This is a genomic window from Sporocytophaga myxococcoides, from assembly GCF_000775915.1.
In the GTDB taxonomy this organism is placed as follows: Bacteria; Bacteroidota; Bacteroidia; order Cytophagales; family Cytophagaceae; genus Sporocytophaga; species Sporocytophaga myxococcoides_A.
On sequence record NZ_BBLT01000003.1, the window covers coordinates 500,663 to 526,728 of the forward strand.

The 26,066-nt window shown below is 37.0% G+C and carries 17 protein-coding genes; 15 read left to right on the forward strand and 2 right to left on the reverse strand.

Annotated features, from left to right (window positions below; genetic code table 11):
- Positions 1–202: 202 nt before the first annotated feature.
- From MYP_RS09965 to MYP_RS09990, 6 genes are all read left to right on the forward strand, one after another.
- Entirely contained in the window at positions 203–778 is a 576-nt protein-coding gene (locus tag MYP_RS09965; RefSeq protein ID WP_231570027.1) for an RNA polymerase sigma factor, read from the forward strand.
- Positions 775–1,929 (forward strand): gliding motility-associated C-terminal domain-containing protein, encoded by a 1,155-nt coding sequence (locus MYP_RS09970; protein WP_045462300.1) that lies wholly within the window; start codon positions 775–777, stop codon positions 1,927–1,929. The genes MYP_RS09965 and MYP_RS09970 overlap by 4 nt, the downstream gene beginning before the upstream one ends.
- Positions 1,929–3,560: a hypothetical protein gene (locus MYP_RS09975; RefSeq protein ID WP_052430069.1), complete on the forward strand. Its 1,632-nt coding sequence runs from the start codon at positions 1,929–1,931 to the stop codon at positions 3,558–3,560. The genes MYP_RS09970 and MYP_RS09975 overlap by 1 nt, the downstream gene beginning before the upstream one ends.
- A 257-nt stretch (positions 3,561–3,817) precedes the next feature.
- Positions 3,818–7,147, forward strand: coding sequence for an endo-1,4-beta-xylanase (locus MYP_RS24920; RefSeq protein WP_052430070.1), 3,330 nt, complete (start codon positions 3,818–3,820; stop codon positions 7,145–7,147).
- Between the two features lie 275 nt (positions 7,148–7,422).
- Positions 7,423–7,680, forward strand: coding sequence for a hypothetical protein (locus MYP_RS09985; protein WP_045462303.1), 258 nt, complete (start codon positions 7,423–7,425; stop codon positions 7,678–7,680).
- Between the two features lie 119 nt (positions 7,681–7,799).
- A complete protein-coding gene (locus MYP_RS09990; RefSeq protein WP_052430071.1) occupies positions 7,800–8,819 on the forward strand; it encodes a family 16 glycosylhydrolase in 1,020 nt (339 codons plus the stop codon).
- Positions 8,820–8,958: 139 nt separating this feature from the next.
- Here the strand turns inward: MYP_RS09990 and MYP_RS09995 are convergent, their stop codons facing one another.
- Both MYP_RS09995 and MYP_RS10000 read right to left on the reverse strand, forming a co-directional pair.
- Positions 8,959–10,461, reverse strand: a complete 1,503-nt coding sequence (locus MYP_RS09995) for an ankyrin repeat domain-containing protein (RefSeq protein WP_045462306.1) — start codon at positions 10,459–10,461, stop codon at positions 8,959–8,961.
- A 279-nt stretch (positions 10,462–10,740) separates the two neighbouring features.
- The gene (locus MYP_RS10000; protein ID WP_197060049.1) at positions 10,741–12,357 is read right to left on the reverse strand and encodes a gliding motility-associated C-terminal domain-containing protein; all 1,617 of its coding nucleotides are present in this window, start codon (positions 12,355–12,357) and stop codon (positions 10,741–10,743) included.
- Positions 12,358–12,613: 256 nt separating this feature from the next.
- Here MYP_RS10000 and MYP_RS10005 point away from each other — a divergent pair, with 256 nt between their 5' ends.
- The 9 genes from MYP_RS10005 to MYP_RS10045 all read left to right on the forward strand — a co-directional run bounded on the left by MYP_RS10005 (position 12,614) and on the right by MYP_RS10045 (position 26,057).
- Positions 12,614–13,462 (forward strand): type IX secretion system membrane protein PorP/SprF, encoded by an 849-nt coding sequence (locus MYP_RS10005; protein WP_045462312.1) that lies wholly within the window; start codon positions 12,614–12,616, stop codon positions 13,460–13,462.
- 142 nt (positions 13,463–13,604) lie between these two features.
- On the forward strand, positions 13,605–14,189 hold the full coding sequence (locus MYP_RS10010) for an RNA polymerase sigma factor (protein ID WP_045462315.1): 585 nt from the start codon (positions 13,605–13,607) through the stop codon (positions 14,187–14,189).
- Entirely contained in the window at positions 14,176–15,279 is a 1,104-nt protein-coding gene (locus MYP_RS10015; protein ID WP_045462318.1) for a hypothetical protein, read from the forward strand. The genes MYP_RS10010 and MYP_RS10015 overlap by 14 nt, the downstream gene beginning before the upstream one ends.
- A 301-nt stretch (positions 15,280–15,580) precedes the next feature.
- Positions 15,581–17,824 (forward strand): carbohydrate-binding protein, encoded by a 2,244-nt coding sequence (locus MYP_RS26875; protein ID WP_156140472.1) that lies wholly within the window; start codon positions 15,581–15,583, stop codon positions 17,822–17,824.
- A gap of 410 nt (positions 17,825–18,234) precedes the next feature.
- Positions 18,235–20,061: an IucA/IucC family protein gene (locus tag MYP_RS10025; protein ID WP_045462321.1), complete on the forward strand. Its 1,827-nt coding sequence runs from the start codon at positions 18,235–18,237 to the stop codon at positions 20,059–20,061.
- 12 nt (positions 20,062–20,073) lie between these two features.
- The gene (locus MYP_RS10030; protein WP_045462324.1) at positions 20,074–20,712 is read left to right on the forward strand and encodes a nitroreductase family protein; all 639 of its coding nucleotides are present in this window, start codon (positions 20,074–20,076) and stop codon (positions 20,710–20,712) included.
- Positions 20,713–20,744: 32 nt separating this feature from the next.
- On the forward strand, positions 20,745–22,271 hold the full coding sequence (locus MYP_RS10035) for a pyridoxal phosphate-dependent decarboxylase family protein (protein ID WP_045462327.1): 1,527 nt from the start codon (positions 20,745–20,747) through the stop codon (positions 22,269–22,271).
- Positions 22,249–24,708, forward strand: coding sequence for a GNAT family N-acetyltransferase (locus MYP_RS10040; protein WP_045462330.1), 2,460 nt, complete (start codon positions 22,249–22,251; stop codon positions 24,706–24,708). The genes MYP_RS10035 and MYP_RS10040 overlap by 23 nt, the downstream gene beginning before the upstream one ends.
- Positions 24,705–26,057, forward strand: coding sequence for a lysine N(6)-hydroxylase/L-ornithine N(5)-oxygenase family protein (locus tag MYP_RS10045; protein ID WP_045462333.1), 1,353 nt, complete (start codon positions 24,705–24,707; stop codon positions 26,055–26,057). Before MYP_RS10040 ends, MYP_RS10045 begins: the two co-directional genes overlap by 4 nt.
- The last annotated feature ends 9 nt before the right edge of the window (positions 26,058–26,066 follow it).

A 26,066-nucleotide genomic window follows, 5' to 3' on the forward strand; every position in this document is an offset into this window, starting at 1 on the left:
TTTAGTCCTGAAAAACTCCTAAAATAAAGGAAAATAAATCAATTTTAATTGCCCCCAATAAAATATTAAGTTTAAGAGAGATAAACACAGTTCTATTTTTCCGTTGATAACGTGTAACTTAAAATCAGGGTTAGCCGTCTGGAAAAAAAGCAGGAAAGTAAAGTTTACTTTTCTCTTTTGACAGTGTAATACCAATCGAATCTTGAACAAGGACCCAGAAATATTAGCAAGTATAAAGTCTGGCAAAAACAGTCAGGTGCTATCTTATTTGTATGAAACTACCTTACGAAAGGTAAGGCATTATATTCTTACACATGGGGGAAACATGGATCAGGCGAGTGACATATTTCAAGATGCTGTGATTATCTTGTTTAATCAGGTCAGAAAAGGTAAGTTTGATGAAAGACATGCGATCGATGCGTTTGTTTACACAGTAGCAAAAAACCTTTGGCTGAATAAGTTGCGGGACGAGAAACGCATTTCAAATTACGAAGATATGTCAGTCTTTGAAGTTGCAGAGTCCGGAAAAGATTCTCTCTCTGACCTCATCACAAAAGAACGATCAGCGGCAGTTAATAAGTTGTTCGGACAATTAAATGAAAAATGCAGAGAGCTCCTTCACTATTACAATCATGAAGGGTTGTCTATGAAAGAGATAAGTGAAAAGCTTGGTTATAATAATGAACAAGTGGCCAAGGCCAGTCATTATCGTTGTAAGCAAACGCTTATCAGTTTGATTAAAGGAAATAAGTTACTGGAAAATCTTCTTAGAAATTGAGCACGGAACAGGAAAAATATCATCTGATAGATCGCTATCTGCGCGGAGAGCTTACCGGGAAGGAGCTTGAAGATTTTACCAAAAATCTTTCAAATGATCCGGGCTTGGCAGAAGATGTTGCTTTTCAGAGTGAAGTAAATGAACTGATATCTGCAAATGCATATCACGAGCTGCGGAATCAAATATCTGAAGATATCGCCAATATTGATAAAGGAACAAGTGGTAAAGGTTTAAGTAAAACCTTTAGTGTAATTTTGATTGCTGGTCTTTTATCTATCGCCGGAGGTTATTTTCTGTTGAAAGACAAGAGTAAAGAAAATGCTGCATTAGCTGTCAACGATAAAAATGAGTTGACTTCACCTGAAAATGCTCATCGCCAGGAACTGATTGATAAGCATGGAAATGATGTTCCAAGTAGGCAAGAACAACCGGAGGCAGTAGGTAAGAAAAATAGCAAACCTTCAGACGTAATCAAAAATGATCAGCATGTTGAAATTCAAAACACTACTGAGTCAATAAGTAAAGTTGGAGTGGATACTGCTGTTATTGAGAACTATTCTGAAACGAGGAACGAGACTAATAAAGCAGTTAAAGAACCTGATTCTGATACATATCTGAAGTCAGAAATGAATATCGACCCTTGTTCAAAAACAATAATAAAAGGTAAATGGTCCATTTCTGAAGCTTGTCAGGCTAGAAATGATGGAAGGATTGAAATTGACGAGAGTGCAGTTCAGGGTGGTGAAGGTCCTTATAAGTTTGAGCTTTATTCAGGAAATCAAAAAATCGACGCTTCAGATCTGGATCGCTTGTATTCAGGCAATTATACCTTAAGGATCATTGATGTAAATGGTTGCCAGGGCAAATGGAATGTTAAGCTGCCAGAAAAAAACTGTCAGCCTGCAAGTATTTCTTTCTCTCCTGCACAAGGAGAGACATGGACATTTAATGGGAATGAAAGGAATAGTTATTATCTTAGCATATATAACCAGGCAGGACAAATGGTATTTAAATCCGGTTTATTATCAGGAGTCTATGAATGGTCTGGCATCAGTAACTCCGGTTCCATGATTGAAACGGGATTTTACGTGTATATTGCTGAATACACTAATGGCAAAAAGGAAAATGGTCAGATAACAGTGATCAGATAATGAGTGCAATTTTTAAAAATATAATAAAGCTGATAAGCATAGTCCTGACTCTGATACTTTTAGAGAATAAAGCCTATTCTCAGACTTTTACTCTGCCGGATACAAATTTCAGAAATGTGTTATTGTCAAGATATCCTTCGGTGATGCTTGGGAATAAATTGAATATTCCAGCTGCTAATAATTTTCTCTTTGATCTTATCCTGACCAATGCAAACATTTCGGATCTGACAGGCATAGAAAATTTTAGATCTGTTTTTAAAATTGATGCTTCCAATAATAAGATCAAGACAGTACCAAATCTTTCTGCTATCGCTAATCTTGAGTACATCTACCTGAACTATAACCAGATCACCAATGCCAATTTTGTTATAGGTAATACAAATCTTTTACAGATTCAGTTGTATTATAATCAGCTTACATCGTTTCCTGAATTACCCAATGCTACAAAACTTCAGAAATTATTTCTGTCAGGAAATCAGCTTTCTTGGATTTCTGGTCTTCAATATCTTACCTCTCTTGAAAATATTCAGTTTGGTGTGAACAGGTTTGACAGTCTTCCTGATTTTTCGAAGAATACCAAACTTATAGAGTTCCATTGTGACCGTAACAGACTTAAAAATCTTAATGGAATAGAAAAACTGCCAGGCTTGAAGATTATTTATTGCTGGGGAAATCAGCTTAAAAATCTTTCAGAATTAAACAATAATACAACTCTGGAGGAGTTATACGCTGAGGACAATTTGCTCACATCCCTTCCTGACGTTTCTAATAAACCCTCTTTGAGAAAATTATCTGTTATTAATAACAAGTTGACATTTAAAGATCTGTTGCCATTAACACAATTAAATGGTTTTCCGAATTTTACTTATGCTCCTCAGGATTCCATTGGGGAGGGTTTTGAAAGGACTGTAAGATTTCTTGAATCTATAAATTTTATGGTAAACGATGATGAAGCTTTAAGTGGAAATAGATATTCATGGTATAAGAGTAATACTTTATTAAGTTCTGGATCTTCAGCTGATTTTAGTATTAGTAGGGTACAACTTTCAGATGCAGGAGACTATCGGGCAGAAATTACTAATTCTGCATTGCCTTTGCTTAAACTTCACCACAGATCGTGGAGACTTAATGTGAATAGTTCCTGTATGGAGATTAAGTCCTATGGCTATAAATTATTAAGTCAGGATTGTAAAGAGGGTACAAGCTTTAGTGTTGAGGTGTCAACAGAAGGATCTGAGCCACCAATTACGTACTTTTTAAATGTAGCAGGTACAATTGATACTATTCGCAGTGCTTCTGGTGTGTTTACAAATATTCCTGCAGGGAACTATATGCTTCGTCTGAAAGATCAGAAGGGTTGCCGTATTTTGCTTGATACGGATCTTACAATTTACAGAGCTTCTGATTGTGACCCTGTTATATCTCCGCTTGATGGTGGTCAGCAGAGCTCCTATTTTATTGATAAGCCTGGTGTTGCAAGGATATTTGATATGAATGGAAATATCATTCGCGAGTTTCTTGCTCCTGCAACTTGGGACGGTACAGGTTCCGGAGGTGAAGTCGTAAATACCGGATACTACGTTATAACTATTGACAATAAGAAACTGACAAATATTACAGTTGTTCGTTAATCTGGTCATCTTCCTCTTGCTTATAATTCTGTCAGATATTTGGAGCCCCTTTTCCTTTTTTTAATAGGCAGAATAGGATAATTATTCGATCAAATAAAATTTTTTGGGGTTTACTTTTTATTTCTTTCTGTGTAGATAGCTCAGTTCCATGATTTTGATATGAGTCTATGTCTTTAATTCTTTCAAAAGTAATAGAATAATTTTTTGAAAAAATGAAAAAGGCTGTTTTCAGATACTGAACTTGAAAGAAATTTTATATGAAAGGAAAAGGTTTACTTATTCTTGTCTTCCTGCTGGGACTCATTACGTTGCTCCAGGCCCAAACATTAAACTATCCTCCATCGTGTACTGTTACGATGCCGCACAGCAATGCGTATTTTAAGGCCGGGACTGATGTTGAGATTCATGTGTATGCAACAGATTTGGGAAAATCAACCAATAACGGGACAGTCACAAAGGTCGAATTTTTTAATGGAACAACACTTTTAGGAGAAGCTACATCTCATACCAATAATACTTATAAATATGTCTGGGGGTGTGTACCTGCAGGGACATATACGATTAAGGCAAGGGCTACAAACAATAGAGGAGTTATGTTTACCTCTGTCGGCATTGTTATTACAGTTGGCAATAATAATGTTACACAAAGGGGTATGAGCGCCTGCAAAGGTAAATACCTTGCTAATATTATACCGAATGCTCCTCAGATTAACTATAACACCTACTGGAATGGTGTTACTGCTGAGAATAGTTGTAAATGGGGACCAGTGGAAGGAACACGAGATCAGTTTAACTGGGGAGGAGCAGATGTGTCTTATAATCATGCAAAGAACAACAATATGATGTTTCGCTATCATGCATTAATGTGGGCAAGTCAATATCCATCCTGGTTTAAAAATCTGAGTTCAGTAACAGAGGCAAGAGAAGAAGCTCTTGAGTATATGACTGCTGTTGCTCAAAGATACCCATTAACAGATCAGGTGGATGTTATTAATGAACAGCTGGCAGGGCACCAGGCAGATAACCCGGTTTTTGAGAGATTATTAGGAGGTACAGGAAGCACTGGCTATGACTGGCAGATTTGGGTATTTACCCAGGCTCGTGCATTGTTTCCTAATACTAAACTTATCCTTAATGACTATGGATTGGAAAACAATACCAGTAAAATAAATAGTATGTTAGGTTTGGTCAAAGCTCTTCGTGACAGGGGATTGATTGATGGATTCGGAACGCAGGCACATTGCTTCAATGTTGATCAGACAAGCGCTTCTCAGTTAAAATCAGCAGTGGATCTCATGGCAACCGGCGGTGTGCCGGTATTTGTAACAGAACTTGACCTTAATGGTGGGACTGACTCAGAAAATAATAATACTCAGCAGGAAAACAGTTATAAGACTCACTTCCCTGTATACTGGGAACACCCTGCTGTTGCCGGTATCACTCTATGGGGATATATTACAGGTGCTACATGGAGAACCGGAACCGGGATCATGAGCAGTTCCGGAACTGAAAAACCGGCATTTACATGGCTTAAGAATTATGTTTCCGGCAGAACCAGTGTTGGCTACCCTGCTTGTTCAACAGGTGCATGTACAAGTAATGGTGAATTGCCTAAAGTGGCCCTAACAGGTCCTGCCAATAATACAACTTTTAAAGCAGGTGCAAATATCACGCTTACGGCAACTGCCAGTGATGCAGACGGAAGCATTACCATAGTTGAGTTCTATAATGGAACAACAAAATTGGGCGAAGATGCTACTTCACCCTATTCTTTTGATTGGAACAATGTTGCAGAAGGAAACTATAAACTAACAGCAGTAGCTTCCGATAATTCAGGTAATAAAGTAACTTCTGCTGAAGTTACTATAACTGTTGGGAATCCAAGAACTCAACTGATTAAAAATGGAGAGTTCGATCAGGGTACTACCGAATGGGAAATTCAGAATAATAGCAGTGCAAGCGGTACTATGACCGTTATCACAAATGGAAACATGTCTGGTACCAACTCATTGAAAATTTGTCCTGCAACTCCTGGAACAGCAGAATGGCATGTACAAGTAAGACAAGCTACTCCAATTACAGAAGGGAAAAACTATAAGATCAGCTTTCTGGCAAAAGCTGATGTTGCAAGAAGTATGATTGTCAGTGTTCAGCAAGATGCAGATCCTTATACTACTCATTTTAGTAAATCAATTGATCTTACAACTAGTGCCCAGTTATTTTCATTGGAGTTCAATGCTACCGTAACAGATGCGGTCTCTAAATTGAAATTTTATGTAGGAAATAACTCTACATGTATTGTAATAGATAAAGTGGAAATGAGTGAAGGCAATTTTCAGTTAACAGCAGAAATTACAAATACAGGAAGTACTACTATCTGTGAAGGATCTTCAGTTGTTCTAAACGCAAATAGCGGCACTGGTTATACCTATCAGTGGAAAAGGGGTGATGCAATAATTAATGCGGCAAATTCTGCTTCTTATACTGCTACACAATCCGGAAATTATTCAGTAACAGTGACGGCAAATGGGCAGTCGGTATCTTCAGATGCTGTTGAGGTTAAAGTAAATCCAACCCCACCATTACCTAAAGTAACATCGCCTGTTTTATATTGCCAGAATGAAGGTGCAACAGCACTTTCAGCTAATGGTTCAGCTTTAAAATGGTATACCGGGTCTTCAAATGGAACAGGAGTTGGGACTGCTCCTGTTCCTGCTACCGGTGCGCCAGGTACAACAAACTATTATGTATCTCAGACTTTAGACGGTTGTGAAAGTTCCCGTGCTCTTATTGCAGTTACAGTAAATTCTTTGCCTCTTGCGACAATATCAGCTTCAGGTCCAACAACTGTAGTTGAGGGTAATAGTGTGGTGCTGAATGCCAATAACGGAACTGGCTTAAGTTATAAGTGGTTTAATGGCAATACTCAGGTAGGAACCAATGCTTCCTACACTGCAACGACATCAGGAAACTATTCTTTAGACGTGACAAATGGAGCGGGATGTAAATCTTCTTCAGCGCCGACTGCTGTTACTGTTAATCCGAATCAGCCTTCGGTAATCACGATTAATGCTCCAGTATCTAATGAAAATATTATTGGTGATGTCATTACATATGATGTATCAGTAGATGATCCGGATGGGACAATTGCCAAAGTAGAGTATTATCTGGATGCACAATTGGTAGGTTCCTCTAATTCATCACCATATATATTTGAATACAAGAATGCAAGTCCGGGCAATCATGTGATATTGGTTAAAGTAACAGACAGCAATGGAGGAGTAACTACTTCTAATCCTGTATCCCTGAATGTGAGTGTTACTACTGGTATTTTCTCTGGCGGATATAAAGTCTTTACCGGGATAGTTCCAAACCCTTCAAGTGAATTCTTTAATATTACTTCTAATATGGCCATAAAGCAATTAAGGATTACAAATATCTATGGAGCAGAAGTAGAAGTATTAAATGATATACCTGCAGATCAGACCAGCAGTATCGGGCAAGATCTGAAAGGAGGTACATATCTGATGACTATAGAATATGCATCTGGAAGCATTGAAGTTTCAAAACTTGTGAAGCTTCAATAACGAAGTAATTGTTTTTTTAAGTTGTTGTTTTTTTTGAGGGATCATCGGCGGGTGATCCCTTTTTTTGTTTTTGATGCACCAAACTATGCAACTAATAGAATGTTTTTATCATATAAACAAAATGAAATCTTCCATCCTATTTGCATATGCTTTGAATTTGTTACTCTTTAAAAGTTGGAGTTTAGTTATTTTTCCCTAAATGTTAATATGAGGGGAACTATGTTATCATTAAAAGCATTTAACATGTATTAACAAATCATAACTCTTTAATAGAAATGTCCTTACAACAATTGACACCTGATAAATTCTTTTATTCCAACGATGGAAAGGTATTCACCAATGTAGATGAGCTATTAAAAGGCTTAAGAGAAATGAGTGAGGAGACCTTTATGTACCACGTGAATAAGGAAAAAAATGATTTCTATAACTGGATAAAGTTTGTAATTAATTATGACAGTTTAGCCAAATCTATACAGAAAGTAAAGACTAGATCTGGGTTTCTTAGAAAAGCCAAGGAGTTCGTTTCTGCTTAGGATATTTTCAGATAAAATTCAGAAATATGCAATCAGCCTGTAATTTTTACAGGCTTCCTCGTTTATAGGCTAAGTATTTCATTGTACCTTTGTAAGACAATAATCCAAACGTTTATTTAATGAAAAAATACATCTTAACCTCATTTGTTCTTTTGTTATGTATTCCATTTATAACGAAAGCGAAAGAATATAAAGGAGCGGAGCTTAGGACCAATGAAACATTTCTTTACGGCAGATTTGAAGTAAGTATGAAGTCTGCAGCAGGAAGCGGTATTGTTAGCTCACTTTTCACCTTTTATGATAATCCTGACTTTACTACCAATTGGAACGAAATCGATTTGGAAATACTCGGCAGGTACAATAATGAAGCACAGTTTAATGTGATAGAAGGCAGGCACAAGATGCATGAACACAGGCAAGTGTTAGCTTTTAACCCTCATGAGGAGTTTCATACCTATGCTTTTGACTGGACTCCCGAATATATTGCATGGAGTGTTGACGGTCAGGAAGTATACAGGCAAGATGGAGAACATATAGCCAGAATGAATAAACCGCAGAAAATAATGATGAATATATGGATTTCAGAGTTTTATGATTGGACAGGCCCATGGAACGATTCAATATTGCCAAGGTCTGCGCAATATGACTATGTTAAGTATTATGAATATAAAAAAGATAAAACTTTTAACCTGAAATGGACAGATGATTTTAATTCCTGGAATATGGAAAGGTGGTCTGCCGCATCTCATACTTTCGATGGTAACAAGGTAGATTTTACCAGTGATAATATTAAATTCAAAAACGGTAAACTGATTTTAATTCTCTCCAAAGAAGCAATGCCGGTCAGAGAAACTGAAACAGAAGAAAAAAGCTCTGAAGGCAAAGGCCAAATACAAGAAGTTAAGATGGTCGATGAAAAGCAACTTCGGGTCACTTTCCAAGGTGATACCTATGCACCTTATGCTAATAAGAAATATTTCAAAGTAGATGGTAAAGGAGCAATTAAAACCAAGCTGCATCGCGACCTGAGAACACTTGACGTTTATCTGCAAGAACCATTAAGCGAACAAACAACAAATAAATTGGAGTATACGGGGCCGGGATTGAAGTTGCAGGAGGTAGAGATAGAAAAGAAGTAAGGTTTAACTTACAGTGAGAATATAGAACTCCGGATTTGATCAGATAAAATTGAAGGCTGCTTTGAAAGGGCAGCCTTTTTCATTTTTAATGTTTTTTATCAGATACAACTAATTAATGAAAAAAGCGAAATATTTAGTTTTAATTTATATCCTTCCCTTTCTTAGCTCCATTTTTAATAAGGTAATTGATATATCTGTCAATTTCATCTTCTTGTGATTCCACCTTATTTAAAATATAAACCATTCCTCCTTTAATATTCTTGGCGTTCTCATCTTTCCTTCTATTCAAATCATTTTGATACATTAAAGCGTAGTCCAGGGCTGTTTTACCATTATTATCTTTGATATTAATGTTTGCGCCTGCCAATAACATTCGTTCATCCATTTTAATATTATGACAACGTGATATATACATAAAAACACTGACGCCATTTGCATCCCTGATGTTAAAGTCAGTGCAGTTATTCGCAAATGAATTGATAATTTTGATTTTATCAGTCCTGCTTATTTTCTTTTTTAATGAAAGATAGGGGTCAGGCTTAATTAGCATTAATGGAGTCTGGCCATATTGGTTGACCTGATTAGGATCCGCTCCATTTTTTAAAAGCAGTTCTATACAATCTGTGTATCTTAACAAGTGCTCTCTATGATTCTGATAAGAATTATAATATAAATCTTGTTCAACCGCCAGGTGTAATGGTGACTGCTGGCTATAGTCCTTAATATTTACATTAATACTAACATTTTTAAGTAATTCTTCCAAAGCTTCTATATTACCTGTATTTGCTGCAGCATGAATAGGAAAAGAAATTTGTTTGCCGCTTTTGCATTTCAGACACGAGAAGGATGGAACGGATGGATTTGCACCACCTAGAATAAGATCCTGTACCATTTTGGATGTCCCAACTTCTGCAGCCGCATATAAGATTGTTTTACCATCATTATAATTTTGATTAGGATCAAATCCTTCTTCAAGCAGCCATTTTACTATTTCTGAGTTTCCTCCATAAATAGCATTTGTCAATAATTTTTCCCTAACAGAAGTCTCATTACTTACCTTTGCTCCAGATGATAGAAGAAGTAATAAGACCGGTTGGTTATTCTGTATGATAGCATAATTTAGAGCTGACCTGCCTTCTTTGTCCGGCTCATTTATCTTTGCTCCATTGTTCAGTAAAGCTTTTACAGTTTTATATGATGCAATTCTTTGTATTCTATTTATCCGTCGATATCCACATCCATGTACAGGCCCATTGAAACTCGGCCATGTAACTTCCATGAAACAGTAGATTAACGGGGTAAGGCCAAGGCTATCTTTTATGTTTACGTTTGCCCCACTGCTAAGCAATAAATCTACAAGTTCAGGATCATTCTTACTGCAAGCATAATGAAGGGGCGTTTTCCCTGAATAATCCTGTACATTTACATCTGCACCAAGGGCGATTAATTTTTTTATAACGTCGTTGTCCAGTGTTAATAATATTGGAGTCTGACTGGCTTTGTTTCGAAGGTTGACATCAATATTTTTTCTTGTGAGAAACATATTAACATTCTTACAATGACCATAATTTGAAAGATTATAATGCAATGCAGAATTTCCTGTAGAGTCCTGGAAATTTAATTCAGCTCCCTCTTCAAGCAAGCTGAGAATGTATGACGAGTCTAGCTCATGATGAGCAGCCTCAATTAATTCCAGGTTAAGTCTAATGTTTTCAGTTTTCTTATGAACACAAAAAGAAGTGATTAGGAGAAAAAAAATAGATGGAAATGCTTCATTTCGAGAAATCTTATATTAAAAATTAGTTTAAATTTCCTCAATAAACGTCAGCAAACCAACAATAGTGGTGGAATCCATGAAATATTCCTTGGCAGCTGATAGTTTAAGTGCTTGAGATGAATTTAAATCGAAGCTAATAGAGTTTTACCTGATCAACGTGACAGTTTTTTGAAGATCTTCATTAATATTTAAAAAATATAATCCTGGAGCCAGTAATTCTCCTCTATCATTGGTTCCATCCCAGAAAGCAGGAGTTGTAAGGGTTTTGATCCGTTTCCCATTTCTGTCGTAGATATTGGCTTTGCCAGCACAAGAAATATAATACGTATCTGACACTCCGTCACCATTGGGAGAAAAATAATCAGCCTCACTGTTAATAAAATCTGTGTTAACTTTTCCTAAGGTAAAGCGATTGCCATGTTTCAAATCCACTCCTCTGAAGACGTAGCGACCATCACGAGTCACCTCTGAGATTTCAATGACTCCTTCTCCTATTTTCTCCATGGTATAAGAACCATCATTGTCTGTATCTATTATAAGTCTTATATCTTTAGAGTCTATTGCAGATATGTTTTTTGGGTCTATGATAAGATCGACCTTCGAAGATTTTCCTATTTTAGAACATATCCATTCGCGATCCAGCCTGTATTGAATTCCTATTGGTAAATTGTCTTTTGCTGAAGTTAAAGATTTGCCATTATTAGCAATGAACATAAATTCACCTTTGCTCAATTCTGATATGTTTAGTAGTTCTATCATTCCATCTCCTCTCGCTGAAAGTTGAGCCGTACCATCATTAGCTTTACCTATTCCTACCAATTCAAAATCGAAGTTGCCGGAGTGCGGCTCATCAAACTGATATATGTCATTGTCTTTAAGGGGGATATTGTATTTTGCTGAAAGATAGTTTTCAAGTATAATTTTTTCAGCGCTACTGAGTATTTTATTATATACCAATACACAGGCAATATATCCATCAAAGAAAGAAGGTTCTGTATTTGCTTTCGCATTGGATGTTGAACCTATATAATACCTTGTGGGTACATTAATGGGTTGAGTACCAGCCTGAAAAACGGAGTCTGTGTTTGTGTTATGCCCGATCTTAAGTTTCCCTGTCCAAGCCTCTTTTTGCAATACTGCAAAATATGTTTTATTCAATGATGCAGGAGCTTTTACACAATAATCCGTAGAAGAAGTAGAGTCTCCGGCACCAGCTGCAATACTGGTATCACAAAAAGCAAGACTTATGTCGTTTGTAAATCCGTTCGCTCCTCCGTCAACAAGGCCCGCTCCGAAATACCACATATTACTGTCATAGTTTGTAGCTTTGAATGGACTTACATTTGTTCCCCCTGCTTTGGTTAATGCATGAAAGATGCAGTAAATAGTAATATCATTGGTCTTAGAGAAAGATTTGGATACCAGGAAATTTTTTTTGTTCCCTTTGCCATCATTTCTGAAAAACCGAATCCCATCCTGATTATTTAAAAGGGGATTTGAAGTTGTTAATACCGGGTTGGTTGTATCGCTGCCAGACATTACATGGTTGTTGCTGCCACTCAGATCTTTCCAGAATAAAATTTTGTCACCAGGCTTGGCGCTACTTTTTTGTAAGGTATCTGAAAATGTTCCGTTTCCTGCGTCCAGCCATAGTTTAAGTGATGAACTTCCGTCATTCATACCTACTCCTGCGGGACCTGTTTGTGCCTGAGCAATGAAGCTAAGACACAAGAATAAAGATGTTAAAATGTAGGACCTCATGAGTAATTTCATATTTTTTCCTTTGCTTTTCAGGTAGTTCAACAACCTTTGAAGGCTTAAACATGTAAATATAAATCTTCTTGCGAAGAAATATTTTAAGATTTTATTTCCTGATTTACTTTTCTACAAACGAAAAATAAAAAAGTAAATGTATTTTTGAAATTTCGGAAAAATAAAACTAAAATCACGGCACTAGTCTGTGTTTAAAATGTACACAAAGGGACTTTTTTTGTTGATTTATATATGTTTATGCTCTTTGAAGGCTTTTACACAAAGCAATTTTTCAGAGTCGTTTATACACTTTCCCAAAAATATTCAATTACACGTCCCTTCTCATATTTGTCTCGACAATGAATTTCAGTCAAATTTTGTTTTCAGGTCTTATTTTGGAAGATACTCGGCAATCAGAACATATTATGCTGATGCAAATGTAAATTTGCAAAAGGGACAGAATGAAACAAAAAGGTCTGTAAATAAGAAGCATATCATCGGAGGGGGTATTTATAATGATCGGGAAGGAGAATATTTCAACAGAATAAGAGCAATAATACGCTATGCTATTCATATTCCATTGAAAGAGAATTTATACCTTTCCGGAGGTATTGCAATTCATATGATCAACTACAATTTTGACGCATCTTCTGCAGGCGCATCAGGTTCTTCATTCACCTGGACAGGTCAGGGGAGTGCCACATTATATTCTCCTACTTTTCGTATGGGTGTTTCTCTCAACGATTTTAATAACCCTACTGTTACGCCTATCAATTATACCTTTCTAATAAATAGATATGTTAATCTATATGGTGAAAAGTTTTTTGATATTGGACCTAATACGCAAATTCGTGGTGCTGCCAGGTGCAACTGGGTCCCTGGTATTTCATCTTCTTATATTCTTCAGGCAGGTATTGTTTTGTCCAATACCGTAGGCGTCAGCGCTTTTCATTATACCGACAAAGGATCAGGTCTAATCCTCGACCTTTATAAAATAAACCTTTATAAAAATTATTTTGACTTCTCTCTGGCGTACCTCATGTCCCAATCCAACGTATACCCTGTTGCGAATCAGTATGAGTTAAACCTTCATTATTACATTATCAGGGAATAATATATTTCTGAAAATGAAGGTGTAATTCTTTGGCTTTCAGAATCAATAAGTAGTAATTGGGTTTTCTACCAATCATGAAATTGATTTCTTCAGCTCTTGACACAGGTGTTTACTTTTTAAACTCGTTGTTTGTAGGAAGAATATGCTAAAAAAGGACAAAAATCAGGAAATTATTGAAGCTATTCTAAATGGCCAGAATTCTCGAGTCCTTAATCATTTATATCAGTCGGCTTTACCACAGATTATGAAATATATTTGCATGAACAATGGTGATGAAGACGAAGCAAAAGATATTTTTCAGGACGCAGTAGTATCACTTTTTACAACAGTGCGGCTTGGTAAGTTTGAACAGGGCAAAGATGTAAATGGTTTTCTGTATTTTGTTTCCAGAAACTTATGGATCAATAGAATAAAGAGAAGAAATAAGCAATTAGATATTTCAAAAATGCACATGCAACCTTTGGAAGAGAGCCATCTGGCTGTGATCATTACAAAGGAAAAAGAAGAATTGATAGAACGGTTTATGAGTAAAGTTGGCGATAAATGCAAACAGATACTCAAGTACGTGATATATGACAATCTGAGCATGAAAGAAGTGGCTCAGAAAATGAATTTTGCAGGAGAAACGGTGGCTAAGAGTACACATTACAGGTGTAAGCAGAAGCTCATGGAGCTTGTTGAAAATGATGGTACAATGATAAATTTTTTTAAGAATGAGCTCAGATAGTGGAATAATAGAAAAGATAGAACTCTATACCAAAGGCAAGTTGAGCCAAGAGGAAAGAGTATTGTTTGAAGATGAACTTGCTTCGGATGAGCAGTTAAGAAAGAGTCTTGAGCTTTCCTTGTTAGCTGATGAATTGGTTATTGCTCAGGAAACTTTAAAACTAAAGGAGCAGATGCGTAAGGACTTATACTTATATAAGTCCAGGCCTAATTGGAATATATATGCCCTGGCTTTATTAATAGGTCTTGCAGGAGGAATATATATATATTATAATCTTAGCTCAGAACCTGATGGCCCTGTAAATGTGCCTTCAAAACATGAGCAGGTTGTAACTTCTGAAAAGGCTCAGGAATCTGAAACCATACCTTTATCAAAGTCGGATAAAATTACAAAAGAAAAATTAACCATTCACTCTGATAAACAATCAGTCCGATCAAAAGGGGAAGCGCCTTCCGAATTCCCAGAAAAGGATGAACTTGTAATGATCCCTCAACCAGGATTAACACTAAAGGATAGTGTAACCAGTGGGGAAGAGAAGAAGATTAACACTTCTGTTGTGACTCTTGCAGATCCTTGTGAAGACCTGAAAGGAGATGTCAGATTTGCTGTAACAGCAAGCTGCAAAGGAAAAGAGACTGGTAGAGTTCAACTGTATCCTCAAACTGTTAAAGGTGGAAAACCGCCTTATACATTTATCTTGAATGATAAACAATCATTATCACATTTTGATGAACTATCATCAGGAACATATAGCCTTAAGATAAAAGATTCCAGGAATTGTATTGTTGAAAATACAAACAAAGTTGTGATTACAGAACAGATATGCAGAACATCACGGGCTTATGTCTTTAATCCTGAATATGACCGAGCCTGGTCTGTTCCATATGATAGAGATAAAGATCCTGTTAATCTTGTATTCATTGAGAAAAGTGGTAAAGTTTATTATCAATCCAGGGTGCAGAATTTTCATCCGGAGGAATGGTCCGGTGAAAGTAATATGGGACTTAGTTTAGGAATTGGCTTGTATTTTTTTACAATAGAATATTCTGATGGAAGTGTAGATGAAGGAACGGTTACTATAACAAAATAGTTATTCTTTAAATTTTATTGGATCGCCCATCATTCCAAATAACCTCATAACTAAATCTTCTGCATAATTGAATCCATCACTTTAGGTGATGGCTTCAATCTTATGTCGATTATTTTATTATTCTTTCTAAATATGTTTACAATCTGATCCCTTATTTTGTAGAATAGAAATTTTTAGATCATATAGAATGAGTAAGTTAGCTTATCATGAATAGATGGATTATTGATGGATAACTTATCGGACTTCAAACTATATAAGTAGAAAATATTAACAGCAAAGAGTTATAGAGAATCTGGTAATCATGAGAAAAAATTTAATAACATCGATTTTAGCACTGCTTGTTAGCATCAATGTATTTGCACAAACTGCAACTGTTACCTTGTCTTCTCAAAAGCAGTACATCCGTGGTTTTGGGGGAATCAATCACCCTGTATGGGCTGGTGATTTAACAGCTTCACAAAGAGAAACTGCATTTGGTAATGGAGCAGGACAAATGGGTATGTCTGTTCTTCGTATCTGGGTTTCTGATAAACCAAGTGAATGGTCAAGGGAACTAGCCACTGCCAAAAGAGCAATAGAACTAGGAGCGATCGTTTTTGCCTCCCCCTGGAATCCTCCAGCCAACATGGTTGAAACCTTTACTCGTGGGACACAGACAAATGCCAAGAGATTGAGATCTGATATGTATGGTGCATATGCGCAACACTTGAATGATTTTGTCAAGTACATGAAAGATAATGGTGTAGACTTGTTCGCAATCTCTGTTCAGAATGAACCGGATTATGCGCACGATTGGACCTGGTGGACTCCACAGGAGATGCTGCGTTTTATGAAGGAAAATGCAGGTTCAATCAATTGCAGAGTGATATCCCCTGAATCATTTTCTTATCTGAAAAACATGTCTGATCCTATTTTAAATGACCCTCAGGCTCTGGCCAATATGGATATTTTGGGAGCGCACCTTTACGGAACTGCGTACAGTAATTTTACCTATCCGCTTTTTAAGCAAAAAGGTGCAGGAAAAGAACTATGGATGACGGAGGTTTATCATCCCAATAGTGAAGCGCAATCTGCAGATCGTTGGCCTGAAGCACTTGAAACTGGGTTTCATATTCACAGTGCATTGGCAGATGCGGAATTTCAGGCATATGTATGGTGGTATATCAGAAGACAATACAGTCCTATGAAAGAAGATGGTACCATCAGCAAGCGAGGATACATGATGACGCATTACTCTAAATTTGTACGCCCGGGATATTACAGAGTTGATGCTACCAAAAATCCTACTACTGATGTATATGTATCTGCCTATAAAAAAGGTGATGATGTAGTTATTGTTGCTTTAAACAGAAGCACTTCTTCGAAAACCATTACGCTGTCAATTCCAGGTACTAAGGTTCAGACATGGGAAAGATACGTGACATCAGGATCAAAGAACCTTCTGAAAGAAGGTAATATCAACGATCCTGATGGGTCGTTTCAAGTAAGTCTGGATGCTCAAAGCATGACCTCCTTTGTTGGAAAAGCTCCAGCTGGATTTCCAATAGTGAGCATTACCGCGCCAGCTAATAATTCAATATTCACTTCTCCTGCTACTATAAATATAACTGCCAATGCTTCTGATCCTGATGGATCAATTTCAAAAGTAGAGTTCTATAACGGTGCAGCCAAGTTAGGAGAAGATGCTTCATCGCCTTATACTTATTCATGGACAAATGTAAGCGCAGGTTCATATTCCATTACTGCTGTGGCTACTGATAACTCAGGAAATAAGACAACTTCAGCAGCTGTAGCAGTTAAAGTTAATATTCCTCAAAGCCCTTTTAACGGAAAACCTCATAATATCCCAGGTACAATTCAGCTGGAAGAATTTGATCTTGGTGGAAATGGATATGCATACTTTGATGACACCCCGGGGAGCCAGGTCACACCAGCTGTTAATTACAGAAGTAATGAAGATGTAGAGATAGAACTATGTAGTGATGAGGGAGGAGGATATAATATTGCCTATATTATGCAGAATGAATGGCTGGAATACACCGTTAATGTTAAATCATCTGGGGCATATAGTCTTGATGTGAGAGCTGCCGCCGATGGCGATGGAAAAATATTTCATATAGAAGTGGATGGCATTGACATTACAGGACCGATTAATATTCCAAACACTCAAGGCTGGCAGACCTGGCAAACCGTAACGCTTCGCAATATTAATCTAACAGGAGGTCAGCATAAATTACGTCTGGTATTTGATTCGAATTATATGAATTTAAATTATCTGGTTTTTAATGACGAAGTAATTACTGATCTAAAAGATAATAAGAGTGTTGCAACTTCACTTAGTCCTAATCCATTTGGTAATGAAGGTTTAAGAATCAATCATATTGGAGATTTTAAGTTCAGAATTACGGATATGCAGGGCGCTATAATGGAAGAGGGAAAAGCATTTGATAACTATAGTGTAAACTCAAATTTGTTTCCTGGAATATATCTTCTTTCCATAGAAGATAATCTGGGCATAAGATTTTATAAAATTGTCAGACAATAATAGAGGGAGAGGGAGCACCTGCTCTTATCTTTACATCTGTCAATAAAGAAGTGAATTCGTAATACACCTGTTTATTTTATACTTCGTAAATTGAAATAGCCCCGAAAATACGGGGCTATTTTTTTTGATTCTTATAAGATTTAGCTCTCATATCAGAAATATTTATCCCTGATTCTTTTCCTGAAGGAAGCAGAACATTTAGAACCAATAATAGAATCTTTGAACTGATAGGTAAGGTAATTTTACTATCAGTGGTAAAAGCCAATTTAATTGTACCCTTGATGTGGTATAGTTTCTACCATTACTGACTACCCCTTTTTTACCTCCCAAAAGCGATTGTAGCTGCTCTTCAATCAATATAGTTTTGCATCAGTTGAAATTGTAATATCAATGGCCAAACTATTTAAGCTATGGACAAGGAATTAAATTCCCACATCACCAGAGAATTTTGGGAAAAGGCTAATGAGATTCACATAGGAAAAATCATTAGCGAATTTGCTCATGAATCTATAATAAAGCCGTCTTTACAGGAAACTCGAAATGGGTGGGGGATTTACAAACTAATAACACCAGGAGATTCCAGTATTATTTACCATTTCGAAGCTCGTGTGCTGAAGTTAAATCACTGGCTTTTAAAGAAAGGTTCAGTAAAAAAAATGGTCAACGGCAAAAGCCATTTACCAGAAAGCATTCATTTCATTCTGGAGTTTCAACAAAATCTGGAAATTCCGGAAACTTTACTGCCTGGCTATTTAGAGGAAATAACAGCAACCCTTTATGGAAGTATGTTTATTCTAAAGCATAATCAGATTCCGGTTAATAAACTTGTGAATGCCGATTACCAGACTATTGAACATGCTATGTTTAACGGTCATCCGATATTTGTAGCCAACAATGGTCGTGTAGGGTTTGATGCTGAGGATTACAGGAAATACGCTCCGGAGGCTAATCAGTCAATTCAACTTGTATGGCTTGCCGGACATAAGTCTCGCGCCTCGTTCAATGCTGTTGAAGAACTGCCTTATGAAAATCTTATGAAACAGGAACTGGGTGAAGCTATCATTCAGCAATTCAACAGACAGCTTGCGGAAAAGGGTCTAAATCCTGACGAATACGTTTTCATACCAGTACATCCATGGCAATGGGATAACAAACTGGCTATATTGTTTGCTCCGGATATAGTAGCTAATCAACTTGTATTAATGGGTTCAGGCCCTGATATTTATTTAGTACAACAGTCTCTGCGTACTTTATTCAATATCAGTAATCCTGAAAAATTCTATACCAAGACAGCCCTTTCTATTCTGAATATGGGATTTCTCCGGGGAATGAGTCCATATTTTATGGACACAACACCAGCTATTACTACCTGGATTAAAAGCACGATCGGGAAAGACCCTTATATTAAAAGCCTTGGATTTACCATGCTATGTGAAGTTGCAACGGTAGGGTACAGGAACTTTACTTTTGAAAAGTTTGGACAAACTTCCTCTTACAACAAAATGCTGGCCGCCTTATGGAGAGAAAGCCCTGCTTCTATAACAAAAAAAGGTCAACAGCTTATGACTATGGCTGCTTTAATACACATAGATCATGAGAACCAGGCATTGCTTCCTGAAATAATTAAAAACTCAGGTTTCACAATTTCTGATTGGCTTAGGAAATATCTTCGTTGTTATCTGGCTCCATTGTTACACGCCTTTTACGAACACGATCTGAGCTTTATTCCTCATGGTGAAAATGTGATTCTGGTATTGGAAAATCATATTCCGGTAAAGATCATTATGAAAGATATAACAGAAGAGATCAATGTACTTAATCCTGAAGTAAAACTACCTGAAAAGGCACAACGCATTTATCTGGAGATACCTGATGATATCAGAATGTTAAACATCCTCATTGATGTTTTCGATGGGTTCTTCCGATTTGTTACAGCAATTCTTGAAGAATACTGCCAGTTTACGGATGAAGAATTCTGGAGGTTGGTGGCAGAATGTATTCACGATTACCAACAGGAAAATACTCATCTGGAACGCAAATTTAAGCGGTTTGATCTCTTTGTGAAGGAGTATGACCAGTCATGCTTAAACAGGCTACAATTACGCAACCATAGGCAAATGTTCAATTCCGCAGATCCAGTGTCTAGTTTTCAACTAGTCGGAAGACATCAAAATCCAATTTATAAATACAGACATCCGAAGAAACATAATATTGAAAGTGCAATAACAACCGCTTGATATAGTATTACCATGAATTCATACGCCACAATTTCAGTACTATCATCATCCTCTGACTTTTTAAAGGGAAGTATTATGTCAGAGATTATCCGAAATCGCAAGAGTATATATGCTGATGCCTATATAAAAAAGTCTATTTCTTCAGAAATGATTCGTGAGATCCTTACCAACGCGATATGGGCACCAACACACAAAATGACGGAACCGTGGAGATTTATTGTGCTTCAGGATAAACAGCTTATTAATTATGGAAGGTTTATGGCTGACTATTATTTGCCAATATACAGTAAGACTGCACCCAATCAGGAGGCCCTTGCGGAAAAGCTCAGATACCTTCGGAATTATCCTTTAAAAGCTTCTTGCATAATTGCTATCATCTTGAATAAAAGTACTAATGTAAGTATTCCGGAATGGGAAGAAGTAGCGGCAGTCTCTTGTGCGGTTCAGAATATGGCTTTGACCTGTACAGCTTATAATCTTGGTTCATACTGGGCAACAAATGGTCCTGCCATTGAATTTGTCAAGTCATTAGAATTGCAGGAAAATGAACAGTCATTAGGGTTATTCTTTATAGGTCATTGTGATCCTGAAGCTTACAAAGCCGAAAAAAAAAGAACACCTATAGAACAAAAGACCACCTGGCTAAACTGATTTTTTTAAACAAACAATTTACAACTGAAATTATGCAAGATCTAATTCAACCAGGAATTCAGAAGATCAGTATTCCTGCAGAGCCAACTACTGACTATTTTCTAAAGGATATATTTTATGAGAATACTGCTGCTGATTACCAAAAAGCAATGCTATCAGCCATTCAGGTAACGGAAAAGTTTCTTGAAAATACTAAGAAACCTTTTAGCGGTATATCTCCGCCAAGCTTAGGAGAACTGTTTGGTAAAGTTGATTTTGACAAGCCATTGAAGAATTATCGGCAGTTGGAAGAAGAGATTAACAGACTTTATGTAGATCATGCTACAGCATTTCATTTGCCCAAATACATTGCGCACTTAAACTGTCCGGTAGTTATACCTGCATTATGGGCAGAGGTACTGATCAGCGCAATCAATTCATCACAAGACACATGGGATCAAAGTGCAGGAGGTACTTTAATGGAAAGAAAGCTGATAGACTGGACTGCAGAGCAGATAGGATATAACTATAGTGCAGACGGGGTATTTACCGCTGGTGGTTCACAAAGCAATCTTATGGGGCTTTTGTTGGCCCGTGACAATTATGCGAACACTCATCTGAGGCATAATATTAAAATTAATGGAAATCCTAAAGAAGCTTCTAAATTCAGAATTTTTGTTTCTGACAAATCACACTTCAGTAATCAGAAAAATGCATCCCTGATGGGGTTGGGCGAGCAGGCTCTTGTCAGGATTCCGACAGATCCTCGTTTCAGAATGCAGGTATCTGCACTAAATCATGCCATCGAAAAAGAAATGGAGTTTGGAAATATTCCAATTGCTATTGTTGCCACTGCAGCTACAACAGACTTTGGGAATGTAGATCCGTTATATGAAATTGGTAATATTGCTCATAAATATAATCTCTGGTTGCATGTTGATGCTGCTTATGGCTGCGGATTGCTCCTTTCAGACAGGTACAGACATTTGCTAAACGGAATAGAATTTAGCGATTCAGTAACGATAGATTATCACAAATCTTTTTTTCAGCCAATCAGCAGCAGTGCCATTATAGTTAGAAATAAGTGTAGCCTTGATATTATCAGACATCATGCAGATTATCTCAATCCACAGGAACAGGATTATGAGGAGCATCCGGCCCAGATCAATAAAACAATAACTCAGTCGACCAGGAGATTTGATGCCCTGAAACTTTGGTGTACCCTCAGGCTTATGGGCAGAGAAAAACTGGGTAGCTATATAGACAAAGTCATAGAGACAACAGAGCAGGCTGCTCAGGTCATAGAATCAGATCCTGAATTTGAGCTCCTCTGTCATTCGGATTTCAGTGTCCTGGTTTTTCGCTATGTGCCTGAAAATATATCTCCGGAGAAAGTCTGTGATCTTAACCAGAAAATAAAAAAGACATTATTTAATAGTGGAGAGGTATTGTTGGCGTGCACAAAAGTAAACGGAAAGTTTTATCTCAAATTCACCATACTTAACCCTATAACATCCATGAATGACATTAGGGAAATACTTGAATCAATCAGGAATCATGCAAACAAGAGAAACGTATAAATCAGCACAGCAGGCAGCGCAAGAGATAAGTTTTACAATACTTATCAACAATTGCTTTCGAGAACTTCAGAATGCCTCGTTTTATATTGGTGCTCCTAAGTATGATGAGGAACTTGCTGCTTTCATTCGTAAGTCAGGTAAGGAGCTTCATCTTCAAATGCGCTTTTCATCTGTCAATATAGATGTTTTTATTCCTGTTCTTTATCGCTCGGCTTGTAACTTACAACATGTCTATGATTTTCCTGTATTTGAAAGAAATAACAGCTCCAGTAAAATTATTAGTATAGATATTTTCAGGTTTATGGAAATTGTCGTTTCTGAATGCAATGTCAAATATCCTGACTCGGACAAAAAGAATATATTAAGACGTTTGCGAAACAGTATTAGCAATATGACCACTTTCCTGAATTTTTTCAGTGAAGAAAAGATACAAGTCAATAAAACGTTTCAGACTTTTATTGAATCTGAACAGAACCTTGTAACCGGCCATAGTTTTCATCCCCTAACAAAAAGCAGAGAAGGCTTTTCAGATGGAGATCTGTTAAAGTATAGCCCTGAAACCAGTGAACGCTTTCAGGTACATTATTTTCTTGCGCATCCAAGCATTGTATTGGAAAGGAGTACTGCAGCACACCTATTTTCAAAATTACTGAGAGAAGATCTCATGACTTACATACCCCAGGATCATAAGACGTTTAAAGTAATTACTAAAAATTCTGATTGGAAACCTGTACCAGTACATCCATGGGAAGCAGGGTATTTAAATACTCTGTCTGAAGTACGGGAAATGCAGGAGTTAGGATTGCTCATTGATATAGGTTTATGGGGGCCATTGTACACTGCGACTTCATCGGTAAGAACTGTTTACAATGAAAACACCCCCTGGATGCTCAAGTTTTCTCTTCATGTAAAGATTACCAGTGCTGAGCGTGTAAATCATCTGAGTGAAATGCATCGCGGATATGATTTCAGCAGACTGATGCAAGAGGCCTTTGGTAAAGGTCTACAAGAACAGCATCCTGACATTGAATTTCTCTATGATCCGGGGTTCATTTCAGTGAATTACAATGGGCATAATATAGCTGGATTCAATACCTCATTCAGGAACAATCCATTCATAGGAAACAGGGCAAATACCAATATTGGATTACTGGCATCTTTGTGCCAGGATGAGGTCTTAGGGCAAGCTGCCAGAATTGCATCGATCATTGAAAAAGCTGCTGAGGTGATGAAAAGCTCTGTTCCCTTTGCTGCAAAGACCTGGTTTGACAAATATCTTGATATGATATTGCCAGCCACTGTTACTATGTTTGAGACTTACGGTTTTATCTGTGAGTTACATCAACAGAATATACTCATTGAAATGGGTAATGATTATTTACCACAGAAATTATATCTGCGCGATAATCAGAGTTATCTGTTCAGAAAAACAAAGAAGGACTATTTATGCTCAATAATTCCGGAACTGCGCAACAATGAAGACAACTTTCAAAATGAAATCTCCCTGCTTGATCTCTTGTCTCATTTTTTGATAACCAGTAATATTGCTGCGTTAATTCAAGCATTCGGGAAAAATGAACTAGTTCCGGAATCAGAGCTGATAGAGATTTTTTATCAGAAGACTTATCAGATGCATCTTGATAATCCGGGTAAAATAACAGATTATCTCTTAACCAGAAAGCAATGGTGCATTAAAGGTAATTTGTTAACTGCTATCAGAAATATTGATGCGGGAACAGCTACAGCATCGGTAGTGTATTTAAAGACGCCGAACATTCTTCATTACAGGTATATTTCCACTGATCTATTATTCCCGGACCCAAAGAAAGAGGTGTTTAGCAAATATTTTCCAGAAGAAGATATTAACGTCAGTTTACGTCCTGTTGATCCTGATCATGATATTGAAATGCTGCATGAATGGTTTCACCGTGAGCATACGCTGAAGATCTGGCGAATGAACTGGTCTTTGAACAAGCTTGAACAGTATTACAGAAAAAACCATGCAGGTAATCATATGTATAGTTATATCGGCATGATAAACGGTGAACCTACTTTCAATATAGAAGTATACAGGGCTGTCGCTGATCTTGTCGGTGATTATTATGAAGTGCTACCGGATGATTATGGTACCCATTTTATGATTGCTACCACTGACAAAAGCAAAAAGCATCCAGTCCTCTGTATGCGTGCAATCCTTGACTGGTTATTTAATGATTCCAAAGTTGGAAGACTTGTTGGAGAAGGATCGGTAGAATCAATGGCTGCTTTGATAAATAAGGCCCAGGTGGGATTCAGGCTTCAAAAGGTTATTGAAATGCCACATAAAAAAGCTCATTTGAATATATGTTACAGGGAGTGGTATCGTGAAAAATTTCCTGATTCTGTATTCAATTCTGATAAACAACTTTTAACATCCAAACTTTCAATACTATCATGAAAAAAGAATCTACTATATATAATTTAATCGGCATTGGCATTGGTCCTTTTAACCTTGGGCTGGCAGCACTTTTGCAACCTGTAAAGGAATTGTCTTCAATCTTTTTCGATGGAGTTAGTGAGTTTAACTGGCATCCTGGTCTTATGCTGGACAGTGCCACTTTGCAAAACCCCTTCATGGGAACAGATCTGGTTACTATGGCAGATCCTAAAAGCAGGTTCAGTTTTTTAAACTATCTAAAAGAAAATGACAGGTTATATAAATTTTTTATCAGAGAGAATTTTTTTATTCTCCGGAAAGAGTATAACAGCTATTGTAAATGGGTGGCGTTACAGCTTGATAACTGTCGGTTCGGGCACCAGGTTATATCCGTCATTTATGATAAAGGTCTTTACATTCTGAGTGTCAAAAATATGAGCACAGGAAAAGAAGAAGAGTATATCACAAAGAAACTGGTTTTGGGAACAGGCACTCAACCTAATATTCCTGATTTTGCAAATCGTCAACAGTTACCAAAAGTACTTCACACATCTCAATACCAATTTCGCAAGTCTGAGATTCTTAATAGCACTTCTGTAAGCATAATTGGATCAGGCCAAAGCGCAGCAGAGATCTTTTCCGATCTGCTTCCGGAGCTGGAAAGCGGATTAAAAATTAACTGGTTTACCAGGTCTGAAAGATATTTTCCATTGGAATATTCAAAACTAACACTTGAGCTTACCTCACCAGAGTATGTAGATTATTTCTATCACTTATCTTCGGAAAAGCGCAGGCAAATATTAAATGCTCAGAATGGATTGTATAAGGGAATTAATTTTGATCTTATTTCGAGCATCTTTGACAAGCTATATGAAATGTCTGTGGACAATACAGAACTACCGGCATTTTTACGTACCAATTGCAGATTAAATTCCATATCATCTACCCTTAAAGGCAGTAACCTTCTTGAGTTTACTGAGGTTCATCAGCAAAGAAATTTCACATCGGAAAGTGATTATGTCATTCTTGCTACCGGATATAAATACAATGAGCCTGCATGCATTGAAGGCATACAAAGCAGAATAATGAGAACTTCTGAAAATCTTCTGAATGTGAGCAGGAACTATACTGTCGATATCAATAACAATGAAATTTTTGTCCAGAATGCCGAGCTACATTCGCATGGTTTTGTAAGCCCGGATCTGGGAATGGGTGCCTATCGTAACTCGAGAATTATTAATACTATTGCTGGAAAAGAGATTTACAGAGTAGAAAAACGGATTGCATTCCAGGAATTCGGAGTACCGGTGAATTCAGAAGAAAAATTCCAAGAGGGCGAATCTATAAAAAATCTTGCCGAATCATTGTAAATATAATGG